Genomic DNA, 16,148 nt, shown 5'->3' with positions numbered 1-16,148 from the left:
TTGGACTGTTACTTTTTATAGCCCGCCCAGTCGATTATTTAGGCTCTGAGGTATTCTTAATTAAACTGACACTAATTGTTGTCGCCTTAACAAACGCACTTATATTAAGAAATTCACACACATGGAAAACCGTATTAAGCGACAATAAATGGGGATTTCAAGTTAAAGCCCAAGCGTTAATATCGTTAATGCTATGGCTTACAATATTATTTTTAGGACGGTTGATTGCGTATCGATAGGGTTTTTAAATTGTCGTCTAAATGTCACCCCCCTACTTATGAGCACTTTTTTAAATTTGTAATTGTTTGTTTCGCTGCTTTATGAAATGCAAACCCTCCTCTGATATTTGTTCACAGCACCGAGTAACTTTCTTTTCAGAAAAGCAAAAAGAAAGTAACCAGCCGAGTGGAACGAGACAACAGCTTTAGCTGGCCCGAAGGGTGAGACGTAGTCGAATCAAAAATGCTTTATCCTTTAAACCATTGCCAAGTTTGATTCATCGAGGGTCATAACGGGGATACAAGAAAACTCGCTACTTCTTTTGCAAAGAATCCGCTCAAACAACCTTGATCCTGATCCGTTATTCCTTGAAAGAATCGTTTAAACTATTTTAAAAGACACCCCCCTACTTTAAGGCACTTTTTTAAGAATATATGTCAGTTAATTAACTAGATAATTTTGGGTGTCCTATTTAATAAATTTCCACGTATAATCCGCAACCTATTACTTCCACCAAAGAATTAAGGTTACTGCATGTCTAAATCCTATGAAGCTCAAGGTACTGTTCACTCTATTGGTCAAACGACTGAATATGGGAACAATGGCTTTACTAAACGCGAATTCGTTATCCAGCTAACTGGACCAGATGAAAACAGCCAATACCCAAACTATGTGGCGCTAGAGTTGATCAAAGATAAGTGTGAGCTTATGGACAAACACAACATTGGCGATGAGATACAGGTAACGTTTAATTTGTCAGGGCGATTATGGTCAAGCGGCGATAAACCAGAGAAGTGCTTTACCAGTTTACAGGCCTGGAAAGTTTCCGCTGTTTCAGGAGCTGATAACCAGGAAGCACCACCAGAAAGCTGGGCTGATAATGGCGCACCTCCGTTTGATGATGAGTGTCCGTTTTAGCATTTAATATAAATAAATAAGACACACCCCAACTTTTTAGCTGTTGTTCTTTTTTTGTTTAGCAAAAATGAGCATAAGAATCTCAGGTATAAAAAAGCCTCATTCTGGGATGAGGCTTTTTTACGAAAGATTGAATGTCCTATTTATTTAATAGGTTTGAGAGTTGTTAGGATTCCTAACTTCATCCAAAGATACCGAGTTTTTTATAATCTATGATCAAAGTCTTAATTTATTCGGTTAATATTTTATATCTTGCTAAGTCTTTTTTATAATCATAATTAATATCAATAATTTTTTTATCAGTATCCCCTATCGCCTCTATATATTGTTTTATAGTCTTGTTTATATTAAAAATTTTCTTAGAATTTTTCATATAGGGTGCCTCATCTGTAATACTTTTAGACTTACTTTCTAAGCTTAAAATTTTCGTTTTAAGTACTGTCACTTGTTTATTAAGTATTTTTTTATTGCCTTTAAGCTCCTTTATTTTACTTTCGAAAAAACTGACCAGCTCATCTTCGTTTTCATAAGTTGATAGCAAGGTATCGTCTCTTTCTGATGTTTCTAGTGTCTTTATATAATCTAATTTCTTCTGTTTCGATTCTAAATTTACTTGTGTGCTTATATTGTTAGTTTCACTTGAAAATTTTTCAGTAAAAAGAGTCATATAATATTTGTCTTTCTTTTCGAGTGGAAAATCTAGAACTGTGATTTCACCTTTAGGAGAAACATATTTCTTTTCTATAATGGTCAGTTCAGAATCATCAATAGCAGCATCTTTACGTGGTACTGGCTCACCAGTTTCAACATAACCTAGATCAATCAATGCTTTATTTATTTCTTCAAAACTGAACAGTTCGATGTCATTGGGTGTGTGAATCATTACATCAATAGTACAGCCATCATCTACAGGGGATACAGCATAACTTATTTCATGTTTCTTAAATTCATAAACCCCTTTAAAGTCTTTTGCTAGTGATAATTCGGGTGAATTTTTTAAGAATTCATTTAGCGCTTCTTTATTATCAAACTCTTTTCTACAGTAATTATTATGTATTGATAAAAAATTATTCAGATAATCATTTGTATCATTTCGCTGTCTCAATTCTCCTGATGTTTGACTACTACTCGAACTCCCTACAGCACCACCGTTATGTTGGTGTTGCACACCTTGAACAGGTAAAGGGTGTGAATGAGATCGTCCAGAATGAGAATGATGGGTATCACCTGTTTGTTTATTAAGTTGTTTATTAAGTTGTTTATTAAGTTGTTTATTAAGTCCTTTCTTTAATAAAATTGCTGATGCTGGTATTTTGTCCGAAAAATGTACCTTCCCATTATCATCGACCCAACGGTATAAGCCAGCTAGTGCTTGAAATGAAATTGTAATTAAAAACACGATAGATGATAAATACAGACACAATTTTCTTATACGCATTTTTTCTCTCCTTGATTGTTTACCTTATTTAAATAACGGATAAACTGAAACCAACCTTTAGCACGCAGCTATTATTTTTGATGTTCTATATAATTTGCTTTATTTTTTCTTTAACTCTATTGTTCTTTCAATATATCCTAATTACTCTTTGACTCGTTTTAAATATTCTTTCACTCTAGCATCATATCTTTACTATCTCTAAGTTCTTTTGATTTGTGTTCTTGCAGCTCAAACTGTTCTTCATGAACTATATCTCCCTCACTTATATAACCAAGTGTTTGAATAATCTTGGAGTATCTTTTCTGAATTTTTTTATCTGACTCGTTTTCATTAAGAAGGTAATACTTGTAATGTGAACTTGCTTTCAAAAGATATTTTCGATAGGTTCTTACCTTAGAGCCAGCCATAGACGACAACTTTATAGGGAAAAGGCCACGTAAAGGCATCTCACTTAGATAATAGTAGTAATCGCCGATTATTTGATTTGAAACATATCCAAGTGAACGCGCTTTATCTAGATAATTTTTAACCTTTTTGAACTCTTCACGACCACAAAATGAAAATTCTCCATTACAATCTTCGATTAAAATGCTGGCCATCCTCGCAAACGCTATTGCTACCTTGTACTCAGTAGCTTTTAAAATATACCTCCTTTCAGAAGTTTCACTCTTTCTAACTCCTTCACCATATAAATAGTGAAGCCCAAGTGCATGGTAAGCATAAGGATAGAATAAATCAGCGGCATCCTTCGTATAACGGTAAGATTTATCGTAATCTTTTAATTTATTGTAAGCGCGCCCAAGGTTCAATAGATAACGTGCATTGCTAGGTTCTTTCACAAGTGCGCTTTTACAAGCCATAACGGCCTTACTGCCATTAATTTTATCAAATAATATTCCTTCCCCCACTTTGTGTGGATCATTTGGGTTACCTGCTAGTTCATCGCATAAATTTGCTAAGTTTGAATTACTCAGTCTCAAATTACTTGAGTTAACTATTTCAGGTTCGCCAAAAAACATCTTACCTCTTTTTAAGGAAGTATTGCCGCCACCATTTGGCTTACCGTTTAAAAACCATTTTTGGTCTCCGTCTCCTTCGGCATATCCTTTGATACACTTACCTGTCCATGTAAGTGATTCATTTGGCATTGGGTTCTCATTAAAATGAAAGCACCCTTTTTTATCAGCAATGTAATTAGCTGGTGCACTAGTAGTAACTCTATTACTAGCTGATTCACCAATAGCACTATTACCGTGCCTATGGCCAATACCTTGAGTAGGTAAAGCATGCGTATGAGAACGGCCACCATGAGAATGTGGTTGAGCATAGCTTTGTGACATTGATATGAACAACAGTAAAACTATTGGTGAATAAAGACACAACTTACTTATACGCATTTTTCTCTCCTTGTTTGTTTACCTCAGTTGAAGAACGGATAAACTGTAACCTATATTTAGCTCGCAACTAAAATCATAATAACACTCTCTTTAATAGGCTATTAATAAGATAACTGAAGATAGTGAATGCCCAAAGATCAAATTGTGGGTGTCATAAATATTGCTGAAACATCAAAAAGAAAGACTAAATGCTGGTATCGAATCACTCTAATAGTCGCACCAAAGGTGAGAGCAATATTTAACAAGTCATTGAATAGGCAAAGGGATTATGCGTAAAGCTTAATCCCTTTGCCTTTTATTGATTCTCCTTAATAAGTTTAGAGTTACTTGGTATTTTAAAAGCCAGTGGTTTTGAAAGTTTTTGTTCAAACCACATAGAATCATCTTCACCATTTTCACTACTATATAAAATTTTATCCCCCTTTTTTTCTATAGCGTAATACTTGAATTCATCAGTATCAAATATAAAGCCTTTACTTATTGAGTATTCACTATCAGATAAAAACTGCGAATGTGTATTGTTAGAGTGATTTACAATAATTCTTTTAAATTTTACTTGATTTCCAGTGTATTGAACTTCAACTTGAGTATCGGAATCATCTTTTTTATATGGTACAGTTTCCCATATACCTTCCAATTTTGTTTGAGTCAGGTATGGTACTTTTCTGATAACAAATGATTCACTATCATTAACCAATTTAATGCTTTGCAGATCATTACTCAAAGTCCCAGTACTTCCATCTTCAGGAAACTCGGGAGCTATTATTTTAAAAGAATTTTCAGAAAGAATAGAATACTTTATCTTATCTCGTACTGTGTGATCAGAAATTCTATAAGAAATCATATGATTTTTATCAAACGTAATATATGACTCCATGTATGGACCTAACCAGTAGCTATCTTTTAAGTTGTTATACAAACCACTTTTATCAGCAATAGCAGTAACATTAAATAAGAGTAATACACAAAAAATAGTAGGTAATTTCATGTTTTCCTTTTTCGTTTAATTAGTAAATCCGTCTCCGTGTTCAGTGAGTCGTTGATAGATACAATTAAATTTTCGAACATTCTACTGGCCGAGTTATTAATAATAAGTCTCACAAATAGCAAGACATTGACACCATAATATATTAATAATGACTTTGTGAAAAAATATCTAAATACACAATATGCTGTTGTTGGCGAGAGTCATACGTCAATTATCGAGTATATCGAAGCTCTAATTGATAAGAAACTTGAAACAAGTGACGATCTAAATAAAGGATTAATTTGGCGTCTAAATCTAGAAAATCCAGAGTTGCACGTTGAACTTAGTTCAAATATAGACCCAAGTATTAACCTTAAGGATGCGCCAGAAGAATACTACTACGTTGATTATAAATATAGAGACTGTAAGCTTCTACTCAATATAAGTGGACACTTTAAAACAGTCGAAATGCTTAATACTAATTTAGATAAAAAACCTAATTTTAGAATCGTTTCTCAGGAAAATTATTCCAAGTAAAATATAACTAGGTGGTTAAATATACGTGTACTTACCCTGCAAAGGTGAATATAAATATTGGAGTTTGTAACATATGCAGCAGTTAATACTAATATTTATGGCGTTCTTCTTAAGTTTCTCTATTCAAGCTGAAAGCAATAAATCAGAAACTAGTAATGAATTCTCATTTCTAGAGATGCAGAGATCACAAAAAGCACTACACAAGCTAAGGGTATTGGTTTGTAATGCCGCTTATAATAATGATTTTAAAACATTCATTCGGCATATAAATAAAATAGGTATTGAACTATCTAATGCAAATATTTATAAAGTTGCAACATGTAGAAAAGGTAACTTAATTCTACATAATACACTTCAGAACAAATCAGCCCTATTCGTAAGAGACTTTGTCCTGACCTTCTATAAAAAATTTGGTAAAGAAGAATTAATTAAAATCATCAATATGCCTGGTGGAGCTAATGGCTTAAATGTTCTCGAAGAAGCAATCCAGCGTAACAGCTGCAGAAATATACCTGACTCCGATCTAAGTAGAATTATTAAATACCTTCAAATAGCTGGTGGCAAAACAAGATCTAATTTTACTATTGCAAAACTCGATTGTGAATCTTATGGCAGGACTGTTAACGAGATGGTTGATGAGATACCTTGTGAAAACCCTGTTGATATATTCAATTCTGAAAAAAGGGAGATTGCTAAGGGCTATCTCATTAGTTTTACAAAAAATACAGATGTTGATCTTCTGTCACAGGAGTATCTAAAGAAGTATCAAGACCTGAAAATTCATACAATAATAAACTCAGATTTAAAAATAATTCGTGCTGAGTCTGGTGATATCACACTTCAAAAAATACAGTGTGAATCAAAGGTTACTTCAATTGAAAATAACCTTCCACTTACGATTAATTAGTAGATAACAAGTAATTACTTAGACTAATGATATTGGGTTAAATAATAAATTAGGACATTTAACTTTTAATTCTACAAATACAGCCGATAACTCATTTCTGTATTATTGATCATTAAAGTATAATTTTTTAATTATTTTGACACCCCACTTTTTGATGGTCGTAAATTTCTTTTAGTTAAAAATGAGCATGAGGGTCTCAAACATAAAAAAGCCTCATTATATTACGAGGCTTTTTAGTACGAAAGATTGGATGTCCTATTTATTGTGGGTCTTAATAATAGTAATGAATCAAATTAGAAAGGTTTCCTTATTTTTGATACCCATTATACAAAAGTTAAACTCTGTGTTAATTTAGCCATGAACTAAAAAAAGACTCTATATCGTCTCACACTTACAACTGGAGGCTCTAATGAAATACATCTTCTTACTTACTTTCATCCTAATGAACGCTCCAGCTTTTGCTAATTACACTCCAGAGTTTAAAAAAGCTTGTGAAGGCGTTGACCATTCGTCCAAGAAAGAAGGCTTTGCTGATGCTATCAGAACTTCATTTCTTGAGATTTCATGGAATGACGATCTCTTAAACAAAATCACATGCATTGAGTTTGGTGTTGTCGAAAACATTTCTGATCAAGATTTGAAAACTTTAGAGATTCAAATTAAAGAATCTTACTTAAAAGATCTTCAAAAAGTTAAAAAGGAGGAAAGTGAGTGGCAATCATTCCTTGATTCGGCTACTTATAAGCTAGACACTCTAAAGCTTAAATCTAACGTCGACAAAACGTCTGAGGAGTATGAACTTGCTGAAATGGACGTTCAATACCATAAAGATAAAGTCAGCCGCATGGCTGACGAATATGAGCATATAGAAAATGTATATAGCATTCTTGATTATTTTTAATTCATACAGCAACTTTAAGTTAGACTTAATTTTGGATGTCCTATCTATTGTTTTATTGTTACAGGTAAAGAACAACAAACCCTCTTCATATCTGTTAGTAGGTTTTTAAACAAAGACCTAACCAGTAATAATTATTCGAAAGAATAGTTTAATAAAGCAGGATTAAACAATATTGATCTAAGTAATGCTCCAGTGATTGTTAATCCAAATGTTTGTATACAATCTGCGATTGACGGTCATGACCTGTTACTCGCAAATCCATTGTTACAAGATGAATGTGAACGTGGTGATTTAGTTGAATTATTTAGTGATATTCGATTAGATGATTTAGGGATCTATCTAATTTATAAAGAACTGAATTATCAAAGCTATATTTTACCTATATTTAATAAGCAAAACTGCCCAAAAGTGGGGGGGTGCCTTTTTAAACTCAATTAAACATATCTTTCCAGTTTTTACCCAACTAATCACACTCTCCCCCCTTTTTACCCCACCCCATTTCAAGCTATAATCCCGCCCCACGAACATAAACACACAATGCGGAAAGCTACACATAATGGATAAGACTTACTCACCTTCAGACATCGAACAAGATTGGTATCAACATTGGGAATCTAGCGGCTATTTTAAGCCTTCTGAAGACCCTGATGCTGAGTCGTATTGCATTATGATTCCGCCGCCGAATGTCACGGGCACCTTGCACATGGGACATGCTTTCCAGGATACGATTATGGATGCGCTGATTCGTTATCATCGTATGTTGGGTCATAACACCTTATGGCAACCGGGTACTGACCATGCGGGTATTGCGACGCAGATGGTGGTTGAGCGTCAGTTAAATGCAGAAGGCAAAGACCGTCATGATTTAGGTCGTGAAAAATTCCTTGAGCGCGTTTGGGAATGGAAGGAAGAGTCTGGCGGACAGATTACGCAGCAGTTACGTCGTTTAGGCGCTTCACCTGATTGGACCAAAGAACGCTTCACCATGGATGAAGGCATGTCGGATGCGGTTACAGAAGTATTCGAGCAGTTGTTTGATGAGGACTTAATTTACCGTGGTAAACGCCTTGTAAACTGGGACCCTGTTTTCCACACGGCGCTTTCTGATTTAGAAGTATTGAATGAGGAAGAACAAGGCCACATGTGGCACTTCCGTTATCCTGTGGCGGATGACAACGGTAATGCGACGGATGATTATCTGGTTGTTGCTACGACTCGACCTGAAACCATGTTGGGTGATTCAGGTGTTGCTGTTCACCCTACGGATGAGCGTTTCTCGCATTTAGTGGGCAAGAATATTCTATTGCCATTGGTTGATCGTTTGATTCCGATTGTGACTGATGAACATGCAGACCCAGAAAAAGGCACAGGTTGTGTAAAGATTACGCCAGCGCATGACTTTAATGACTATGAAGTTGGCCAACGTAATAACTTAGAGATGATCAATATCTTCACCATTGATGCGGCTATCAACAATAACGCCCCTGAAAAATATCGTGGTATGGATCGTTACGATGCGCGTAAAGCTATCGTGGCTGATCTTGATGCGTTGGGTTTACTGGATGAGGTTAAAGACCATACATTACAAGTTCCACGCGGTGATCGTTCGGGTGCGGTGGTTGAGCCTTACCTGACAGATCAGTGGTATGTGGCGATTGAAGAGTTGGCGAAACCTGCGATAGAAGCAGTCGATGACGGACGCATCAAGTTTGTGCCTGATAACTATAAGAATATGTATTACAGCTGGATGAACGACATCAATGATTGGTGTATTTCACGTCAGTTGTGGTGGGGTCACAGAATTCCTGCCTGGTATGACGAGAACGATAAGATTTACGTGGGTAAATCAGAAGCGGCAGTTCGCGAGAAATACAGCCTTGCTGATGATATCGCGCTGCGACAGGATGAAGACGTTTTAGATACGTGGTTCTCATCGGGCTTGTGGCCTTTCTCTACAATCGGCTGGCCTGAAAAAACGCAAGACCTTGAGACTTTCTACCCTGGAAATGTGTTGGTAACCGGTTTCGATATCATCTTCTTCTGGGTTGCCAGAATGATTATGTTCGGCATGAAGTTTATGGACGGCGAAGTGCCTTTCAAAGAAGTTTACATTCACGGTTTAGTGCGTGATGGCGACGGACAGAAAATGTCTAAATCTAAAGGTAATGTTATCGATCCTTTAGATGTTATTGATGGTATTTCTTTAGAAGACTTACTTGAAAAACGAACCGGCAATATGATGCAGCCGCATCTGGCTGAGAAGATTTCGAAAGCAACTAAGCGCCAATTCCCTGATGGTATTCCTGCTTATGGTACGGATGCGTTGAGATTCACATTTGCATCGCAAGCGTCAACCGGTCGTGATGTACGTTTTGATTTACAACGTATCGAAGGCAATCGTAACTTCTGTAATAAGATCTGGAATGCGGCACGTTATGTGTTGATGCAGACTGAAGATAAAGACGTTGGTTTGAATGAGAACGATCCAGTTGAATTGTCACTGGCTGATCGCTGGATTCTTTCTGAATTACAAAAAGTAGAGACTCAGGTAGCGGCTCATTTTGATTCTTACCGTTTCGACCTTGCGGCTAAAGCTTTGTATGAGTTCACATGGGGCGAGTATTGCGATTGGTATTTGGAGCTTTCTAAGCCTGTATTGTTTAACGACGATGGCAGTGAAGCCTCTAAGCGTGGAACGCGTCGTACTTTGGTTCGTGTATTCGATACTTTATTGAAGTTGCTACACCCAATCATGCCGTTTATTACCGAAGAGATCTGGCAGACGATTAAGCCGCTAGTAGGTAATAGCAACGATACGATTATGCTTGAGCCATTCCCTGTTGCGAATCCTGATTTAATTGATGATGCAGCATCTGCGGATTTAGAGTGGGTGAAAACATTCATTATCGGTATTCGTAAAATCCGTTCTGAAATGGATATTCCACCGAGCAAGCCTTTACCTATTTTGTTACAAAACTGGACTGAAACCGATAAGACTCGTTTCGAAACCAATTCAATATTCATTAATTCATTAGCAAAGATTGAGTCTGCTCAATGGTTAACAGACGGTGATGATGCACCTGAATCAGCCACGGCTTTATGTGGCGATATGCAGATTCTGATTCCATTGGCTGGTCTGATTGATAAGGATGCGGAAATCGCACGCTTAACAAAGGAAATCGAAAAGGTACAAAAGAATCTTGCGGGTGTTGAAGGTCGTTTAAGTAACCCAAGCTTTACCGATAAAGCACCAGAAGCAGTGGTTAATCAAGTAAGACAGCAAGCTGAAGAACAACGTGCTGCATTAACGCAATTAGAAGCACAGCTTGTAAAAATAGAGGCAATGTAGAACTTAAGCAATACAGAGCTTAAGCAATATAGGGCCTAAGTAATAAAGTGTTAATGTAATAATTGACTAAGGTAATTCCTTAAATAGAAAACAACTATGAAAAATGAACCAGAATTAATAGTTTCAAAAAAGTCCCAACCCATTTCTAGCGGTGGGGAAACTGTATATGTAGAAATTTATCGCCTGGAAAACGAAAAAAGATGGGCACTTGCTATAGATGATGAGTTCGGTAATACATCCATATGGGATAACACATTTAAATCTGAAAAAGCGGCAATATTAGAAGCAAAAAAAAGTATATTAGAAGAAGGAATAAATCATTTTATTGGGCCTGAAAGCGGAAAAGGTGAGTGGGTAAAAAACACATAAAAAGTTGTGGCAGTGGGACAACTACTCTCTGAGACTTTTGTTTTACCACTGTGCAAGGCGCTAGACAGGCATTATGGTTAAATAATTAATCATAATGTCACCCCCCTACTTTAAGGGGGTTTTTTAATTGAATAATGAAAACCTCACCCTATGGGTTGTCGTCATTGCATTCCAACGTTGTCTTGGCTGCGGCAGTGCTAGGTTCGGCACTTTTTTGAAGTTGTGACAGGCACTGGAGAAAACAAAGCATGAATGAATATCTATTTATCGTTCCCATCGCTATTGCTTTGGTATTTGGTGTAATGAGCCCGGGGCCAAGCTTTATCTATGTTGCTCAAACCACCTTGAGTAAATCTCGATCTCACGGTATTGCGACCTCTTTGGGTATGGGTACGGGAGCGGTAACGTTTACCCTACTTGCCTCTTTTGGTTTGTTTCTTGTGATTAAAACCGTGCCTTTTCTATACGGTTTTTTAAAAGTGATCGGTGGCTTATATTTGCTCTACCTCGCTTATAAAATGTGGACCGCTCCAACGGGGAAATCACAAGTTGCTGAAGCCAGTGCCGATTTAAGTGTAACTAAATCGGAAAATAATCATTTTCGATCTTACCTTATGGGTTTACTCATCCAGCTGAGCAACCCCAAAACAGCCATCGTTATCGGTGGAATAATCATGGCATTTTTACCCGCTGAAGTACCTCCCTATTCGTTCTGGATTATCGCTATTGTGGCATTTGTTATCGATGCTGGCTGGTATTGTATCGTTGCTGTTGCCTTGTCGACGGCAAAGGCCCAGCGATTTTACAATCGATTTAAACAACGCATCAATAGAATCGCTGGAGGCTTGATGGCGATTATGGGGACGAAGCTCGCTTTAAATTTGTAAAACGGATAACGTTATAATTCACCCGTTTTTTCAAATCGTCTTCTTTGCCAAAGCCAAATACGGTCATTATTTTTAACCATATCGTGTAGATTCTTACTGGTTTTCCATTTACCCGTGGCAACTACTCCTTTGAGTCTGCCATTGTGTAAAACCAATTTCCGATAAGTCATATTTTTAATATCGCGGAAGGTGACCGACACATTGCTGACAGAGTCGTCGCCATTATCACCAATACTTAGAATGGGATAATCAACAACCTTTAAATGCGAGGTTGAGGTTGATCCTTTATATTTGCCGGTATCTTTCAACAGAATTTCAGCTAGGCATTCGGCTTGTTCAAAGCCGGGATAAACAGAACCGAAGACCACTCCGTTGTATTCGCAACATTCACCCACCGCATAGATATTAGGCTTGTTGGTTTGCAATTTGTCATCAACGATAATGCCTTTTTTTATGTGGATGCCTGAGTTAATCGCTAAATCAACATTCGGTTTTATCCCAATGGAAATAATCACCGTATCACAAGGGATGATTTCACCATCATCGAGGACCACTTGTTCTACTTTATCGTCTTGCCCTTCAAATTGGCTTACGTGATTATTGATGCGAACATCCACACCCAGATCATCCATATAAAGCCGCAAATAGACAGATGCATGATCATCAAGCTGATGATACATAAGCCTTGAACTGTGCTCGATAACAGTTACATTGGTGTTATGGCGCTGCATCGCGTTGGCGGTATCCAGACCTACTTGCCCGCCGCCTATGATGACGATATTACGGCTACTGACCTGCCGATTTTTTAATTGCTCTGCATCCCGAATATTACGAAAGGTAAAAATATTTTGAAGGTCTACACCAGGTACTTGTAATTTATTGGGTGTTGCGCCGACTGCCATAACCAAAGCGCTATAAGGATGCTTTTCACCTTTCGTATCTATTACAAATTGTTTGTCGCTATCTATTGAGACAATGGGATTGTTTAAAAAAACCTGCAGGTGTTCATTTTCGGGTAATTTAGACGATTCATAGAGTGAATCTTTGGTGTTGATTCCTGCTAATAGCTCTAACAGATGTTCTCTGCTATAGGGTTTTTCTTCTTCACCGCCGAATATTTTTATCGGTTGTTTGGCGTTAAGAAATAGCAATTGATGCACAAGTCGCACACCTACTGACCCGGAACCTACGATAATAATGGGAAGAGAATTAGTATTAATAATTATTCCTTATAAGTCACTGCAACATAGTAGACTTGATATCACACCCCCCTACTTTTGGCGAGTTTTTATTTTTAATGAGCGTATCACTTCCGTTTCTTTTTAAAAGCCGCGTTCCCAGTAAATATTGACGAAAGCTTTTCACTTCGGCACAATGAATTTATGGGGTTGCGAACACCCCGTGAGGCGTCAGCCCAAGTTTCGCATCCAAAAATCTAACTAAAACCTACTAGAAAAAGGATGTGTAATGCCGTCACCCACAGAAATCACTGTAGCTCAACTTTCACGCATAATCGGTACACCCGATTCACCCACCATTATTGATGTTCGAATTGATGAAGATTTCGATGCCGATCCTCAATTATTGCCCACTGCCAAACGCTGGCCTTTCAACGACATATCATCACTTGCAGAAGCACTAAAAGATAAACGTGTCGTGGTTTACTGCCAGAAAGGCAAGAAGATTAGTCAGGGATCAATAGCCATATTGCGAGAAATGGGCATCAATGCCGAAAGCCTCGAAGGGGGGCACTTTGCCTGGCGAGATGCTGGAAAACCTTTAATCCCTTTCGATAAATTACCACTAGCAAATACGAATGGACGTACCGTTTGGGTAAGTAAACAACGACCCAAGATAGATCGTATCGCCTGCCCCTGGTTGATTCGCCGATTTATTGATCCCGATGCGCAGTTTTTATTTGTGGCACCATCCGAGGTATTAGATGTTGCCGATAAATTCAATGCGATTCCGTTTGATGTCGAAGACGTATTCTGGAGCCACAGAGGAGAACTCTGTACTTTCGATACCATGCTCGAAGAATTCGATTTAAAGACTAAAGCCTTAGCCCATTTAGCCACGATTGTGCGCGGTGCTGATACCAATCAACACCAGCTTGCTCCTGAATCAGCAGGGCTACTTGCTGCGTCTTTAGGGCTTTCAAGAATGTACCGGGATGATAATGAACAACTCGATGCTGGCATGATGATCTACGATGCCTTTTACCGCTGGGCGCGGGATGCGACTAATGAAAACCATGATTGGCCACAAGCATCTACTGGCCAAAGGCATTTAAAGGGGAATTGATCATGTCTGAAACAATACTTGATAAAAATGCTGTCGATAATTCTTCAGCTCCAGAATCTGTGAGCTTGATGGAGTCCTTCCTCTACTGGTTAAAACTTGGGTTTATCAGTTTTGGCGGACCTGCTGGTCAGATCAGCATGATGCATCAGGAGCTCGTAGAAAAACGCCGCTGGATTTCTAATCAACGTTTTCTACATGCACTTAACTACACCATGGTGTTACCCGGCCCAGAAGCGCAACAGCTTGCTACTTATATAGGCTGGTTAATGCATGGGGTTCGTGGCGGCATAATGGCGGGAGTGCTGTTTGTACTGCCTTCTTTATTTATACTTATTGGGCTTACCTGGATTTATTTAGCCTATGGTAATGTGCCAGCCATTGAAGGCATTTTGTATGGTATTAAACCTGCGGTGACCGCAATTGTATTGTTCGCGGCCTATCGTATTGGCTCTAAAGCGTTACCCAATAATGTACTAAAGGCCATTGCAGTACTCGCTTTCATCGCTATCTTCGCCTTGGATATACCTTTTCCCTATATCGTATTAACGGCGGGTCTTATTGGATACTTTGGCTCAAGGGTTTTACCCGAAGCGTTTAAAGCGGGCGGACATCATGCTGATGCGAATGTTAAATATGGTGCTGCACTGATTGATGACAACACCCCTGCCCCTGAACACGCACGCTTCAAATGGAGTCGTGTTATCACATTTATCGTTATTGGTTTGTTAATTTGGGCAGGAGCAATGCTGGCGTTATCCATGGCTTACGGCTGGGATGGCACCTTAACTAAGATGGGATGGTTTTTTACTAAAGCAGCTTTGGTTACTTTTGGTGGCGCTTACGCTGTTTTACCTTATGTTTACCAAGGTGGCGTAGAACAATTTTCATGGTTGACCGGTACTCAAATGATCGATGGTTTAGCGCTAGGTGAAACCACACCGGGACCACTCATTATGGTGGTGTCATTTGTTGGATTTGTTGGCGCATGGACCAAAGAAGTATTTGGACCAGAAATGTTACCGTGGGCAGGAGCTGTAGGTGCAGCCGTAGCCGCTTTATTCACTTTTTTACCTTCATTCCTGTTTATTCTCGTAGGTGGGCCAGCCGTTGAAGCAACCCGTGGTGACTTGAAATTTACCGCGCCATTAACTGCAATTACCGCTGCTGTGGTTGGGGTAATTTTAAATCTAGCGGTCTTCTTTGCGCTGCATGTATTGTGGCCAAAAAGCGAAGGACTTAATTTTTCAGGTAAGTTTGAATGGGTGGCTGCGCTAATCGGAGTTGCGGCATTTATCGCTTTGACGAGATTTAAACAAGGTGTGATGACGGTAATAATTGCTAGCGCTCTTTTAGGACTCGCCTATCAGTTTATACAGTAGCGAAAAAGTACTTAAAAGTACGGGGGTGTGTTTTTAGATACTAGAATACTGGAAAAAAACGAACACTCGTTCCCCATCAATAGAACGAGTGTTCTATCACTTCCCACAGTGACTTAAAGATCTGCAGACACAATTAAAACTGCAGCCCTCGGATACTGACTATACTCATAACATAAAATCAAAAATGGTAATATGTCACAGAAATTGAACTTGACAAAAGAATGGCACAAACTCACCCACTACAAAGAAATGACATAATAATAGCCTCAGTTGCCGATTCTTTAGGCGAACCTCTAATAACTGAGATTCAAGGTTATGAAGATTACACTGCGAGCATCAGACAAGCAGAAGTTCTTAGAGGAATGGATAGTGCGGAATTACGTGTACTGGAAGTCGATGAAGAGAATAAGAAGATAAAAGTCTGTTTTCATGCGATGGATAAATTTAATCCAAAGGTTTCAACCGGACGAATTATTAATGTTACCTATCAGTCAATGCAAAACACGGTGTCTCAAATCTTCAGAAAATTATTTTGACACTGCATTTGAAAGTACATTTAGCTGCTTTGAAAAACGG

Annotated in this window: 15 protein-coding genes; 11 read left to right on the top strand and 4 right to left on the bottom strand. The window is 38.1% G+C overall.

Annotated elements, in window-relative coordinates; translation table 11 throughout:
* Window positions 1–753: 753 nt before the first annotated feature.
* A complete protein-coding gene (locus Q1A31_RS09825) occupies window positions 754–1,137 on the top strand; it encodes a DUF3127 domain-containing protein (RefSeq protein ID WP_131906292.1) in 384 nt (127 codons plus the stop codon).
* Window positions 1,138–1,366: 229 nt separating this feature from the next.
* Here the strand turns inward: Q1A31_RS09825 and Q1A31_RS09820 are convergent, their stop codons facing one another.
* The 3 genes from Q1A31_RS09820 to Q1A31_RS09810 all read right to left on the bottom strand — a co-directional run bounded on the left by Q1A31_RS09820 (window position 1,367) and on the right by Q1A31_RS09810 (window position 4,960).
* Entirely contained in the window at window positions 1,367–2,575 is a 1,209-nt protein-coding gene (locus tag Q1A31_RS09820) for a DUF4124 domain-containing protein (RefSeq protein WP_299875848.1), read from the bottom strand.
* 170 nt (window positions 2,576–2,745) lie between these two features.
* Window positions 2,746–3,972, bottom strand: coding sequence for a sel1 repeat family protein (locus tag Q1A31_RS09815; protein ID WP_131906294.1), 1,227 nt, complete (start codon window positions 3,970–3,972; stop codon window positions 2,746–2,748).
* Window positions 3,973–4,267: 295 nt separating this feature from the next.
* Window positions 4,268–4,960 carry a hypothetical protein gene (locus Q1A31_RS09810; RefSeq protein WP_299875846.1) on the bottom strand — a complete coding sequence of 231 codons (693 nt, stop codon included), beginning with the start codon at window positions 4,958–4,960 and terminating at the stop codon, window positions 4,268–4,270.
* Window positions 4,961–5,116: 156 nt separating this feature from the next.
* On the opposite strand from Q1A31_RS09810, the gene Q1A31_RS09805 reads away from it, so the two are divergent.
* From Q1A31_RS09805 to Q1A31_RS09775, 7 genes are all read left to right on the top strand, one after another.
* Window positions 5,117–5,476 (top strand): hypothetical protein, encoded by a 360-nt coding sequence (locus Q1A31_RS09805; protein WP_131906296.1) that lies wholly within the window; start codon window positions 5,117–5,119, stop codon window positions 5,474–5,476.
* A gap of 73 nt (window positions 5,477–5,549) precedes the next feature.
* Window positions 5,550–6,383, top strand: coding sequence for a hypothetical protein (locus Q1A31_RS09800; RefSeq protein WP_131906297.1), 834 nt, complete (start codon window positions 5,550–5,552; stop codon window positions 6,381–6,383).
* Window positions 6,384–6,792: 409 nt separating this feature from the next.
* Complete coding sequence (locus tag Q1A31_RS09795) at window positions 6,793–7,284, top strand: hypothetical protein (protein WP_131906298.1); 492 nt, start codon at window positions 6,793–6,795, stop codon at window positions 7,282–7,284.
* 192 nt (window positions 7,285–7,476) lie between these two features.
* Window positions 7,477–7,722 (top strand): hypothetical protein, encoded by a 246-nt coding sequence (locus Q1A31_RS09790; protein WP_299875839.1) that lies wholly within the window; start codon window positions 7,477–7,479, stop codon window positions 7,720–7,722.
* A gap of 118 nt (window positions 7,723–7,840) precedes the next feature.
* The gene (locus Q1A31_RS09785; RefSeq protein WP_299875837.1) at window positions 7,841–10,633 is read left to right on the top strand and encodes a valine--tRNA ligase; all 2,793 of its coding nucleotides are present in this window, start codon (window positions 7,841–7,843) and stop codon (window positions 10,631–10,633) included.
* Window positions 10,634–10,729: 96 nt separating this feature from the next.
* Entirely contained in the window at window positions 10,730–11,002 is a 273-nt protein-coding gene (locus tag Q1A31_RS09780) for a hypothetical protein (RefSeq protein WP_299875835.1), read from the top strand.
* A gap of 248 nt (window positions 11,003–11,250) precedes the next feature.
* Window positions 11,251–11,889, top strand: coding sequence for a LysE family translocator (locus Q1A31_RS09775; protein ID WP_299875833.1), 639 nt, complete (start codon window positions 11,251–11,253; stop codon window positions 11,887–11,889).
* 11 nt (window positions 11,890–11,900) lie between these two features.
* Here Q1A31_RS09775 and Q1A31_RS09770 read toward each other — a convergent pair whose 3' ends face one another.
* Entirely contained in the window at window positions 11,901–13,082 is a 1,182-nt protein-coding gene (locus Q1A31_RS09770; protein ID WP_299875881.1) for an NAD(P)/FAD-dependent oxidoreductase, read from the bottom strand.
* A 274-nt stretch (window positions 13,083–13,356) separates the two neighbouring features.
* Between Q1A31_RS09770 and Q1A31_RS09765 the strand changes: the two genes are divergently transcribed.
* The 3 genes from Q1A31_RS09765 (at window position 13,357) to Q1A31_RS09755 (ending at window position 16,108) form a co-directional block, all read left to right on the top strand.
* Entirely contained in the window at window positions 13,357–14,193 is an 837-nt protein-coding gene (locus Q1A31_RS09765) for a sulfurtransferase/chromate resistance protein (protein WP_299875831.1), read from the top strand.
* A gap of 68 nt (window positions 14,194–14,261) precedes the next feature.
* Complete coding sequence (gene chrA, locus Q1A31_RS09760) at window positions 14,262–15,572, top strand: chromate efflux transporter (protein ID WP_299875879.1); 1,311 nt, start codon at window positions 14,262–14,264, stop codon at window positions 15,570–15,572.
* A 221-nt stretch (window positions 15,573–15,793) separates the two neighbouring features.
* The gene (locus Q1A31_RS09755) at window positions 15,794–16,108 is read left to right on the top strand and encodes a hypothetical protein (protein WP_299875829.1); all 315 of its coding nucleotides are present in this window, start codon (window positions 15,794–15,796) and stop codon (window positions 16,106–16,108) included.
* Window positions 16,109–16,148 lie beyond the last annotated feature (40 nt).

Origin of the sequence: uncultured Cocleimonas sp. (genome assembly GCF_947495625.1) — a bacterium.
Lineage (GTDB): Bacteria > Pseudomonadota > Gammaproteobacteria > Thiotrichales > Thiotrichaceae > Cocleimonas.
The sequence above is the reverse complement of the archived record's forward strand: the minus strand, read 5'-3'. Positions and strand labels throughout refer to the sequence as shown.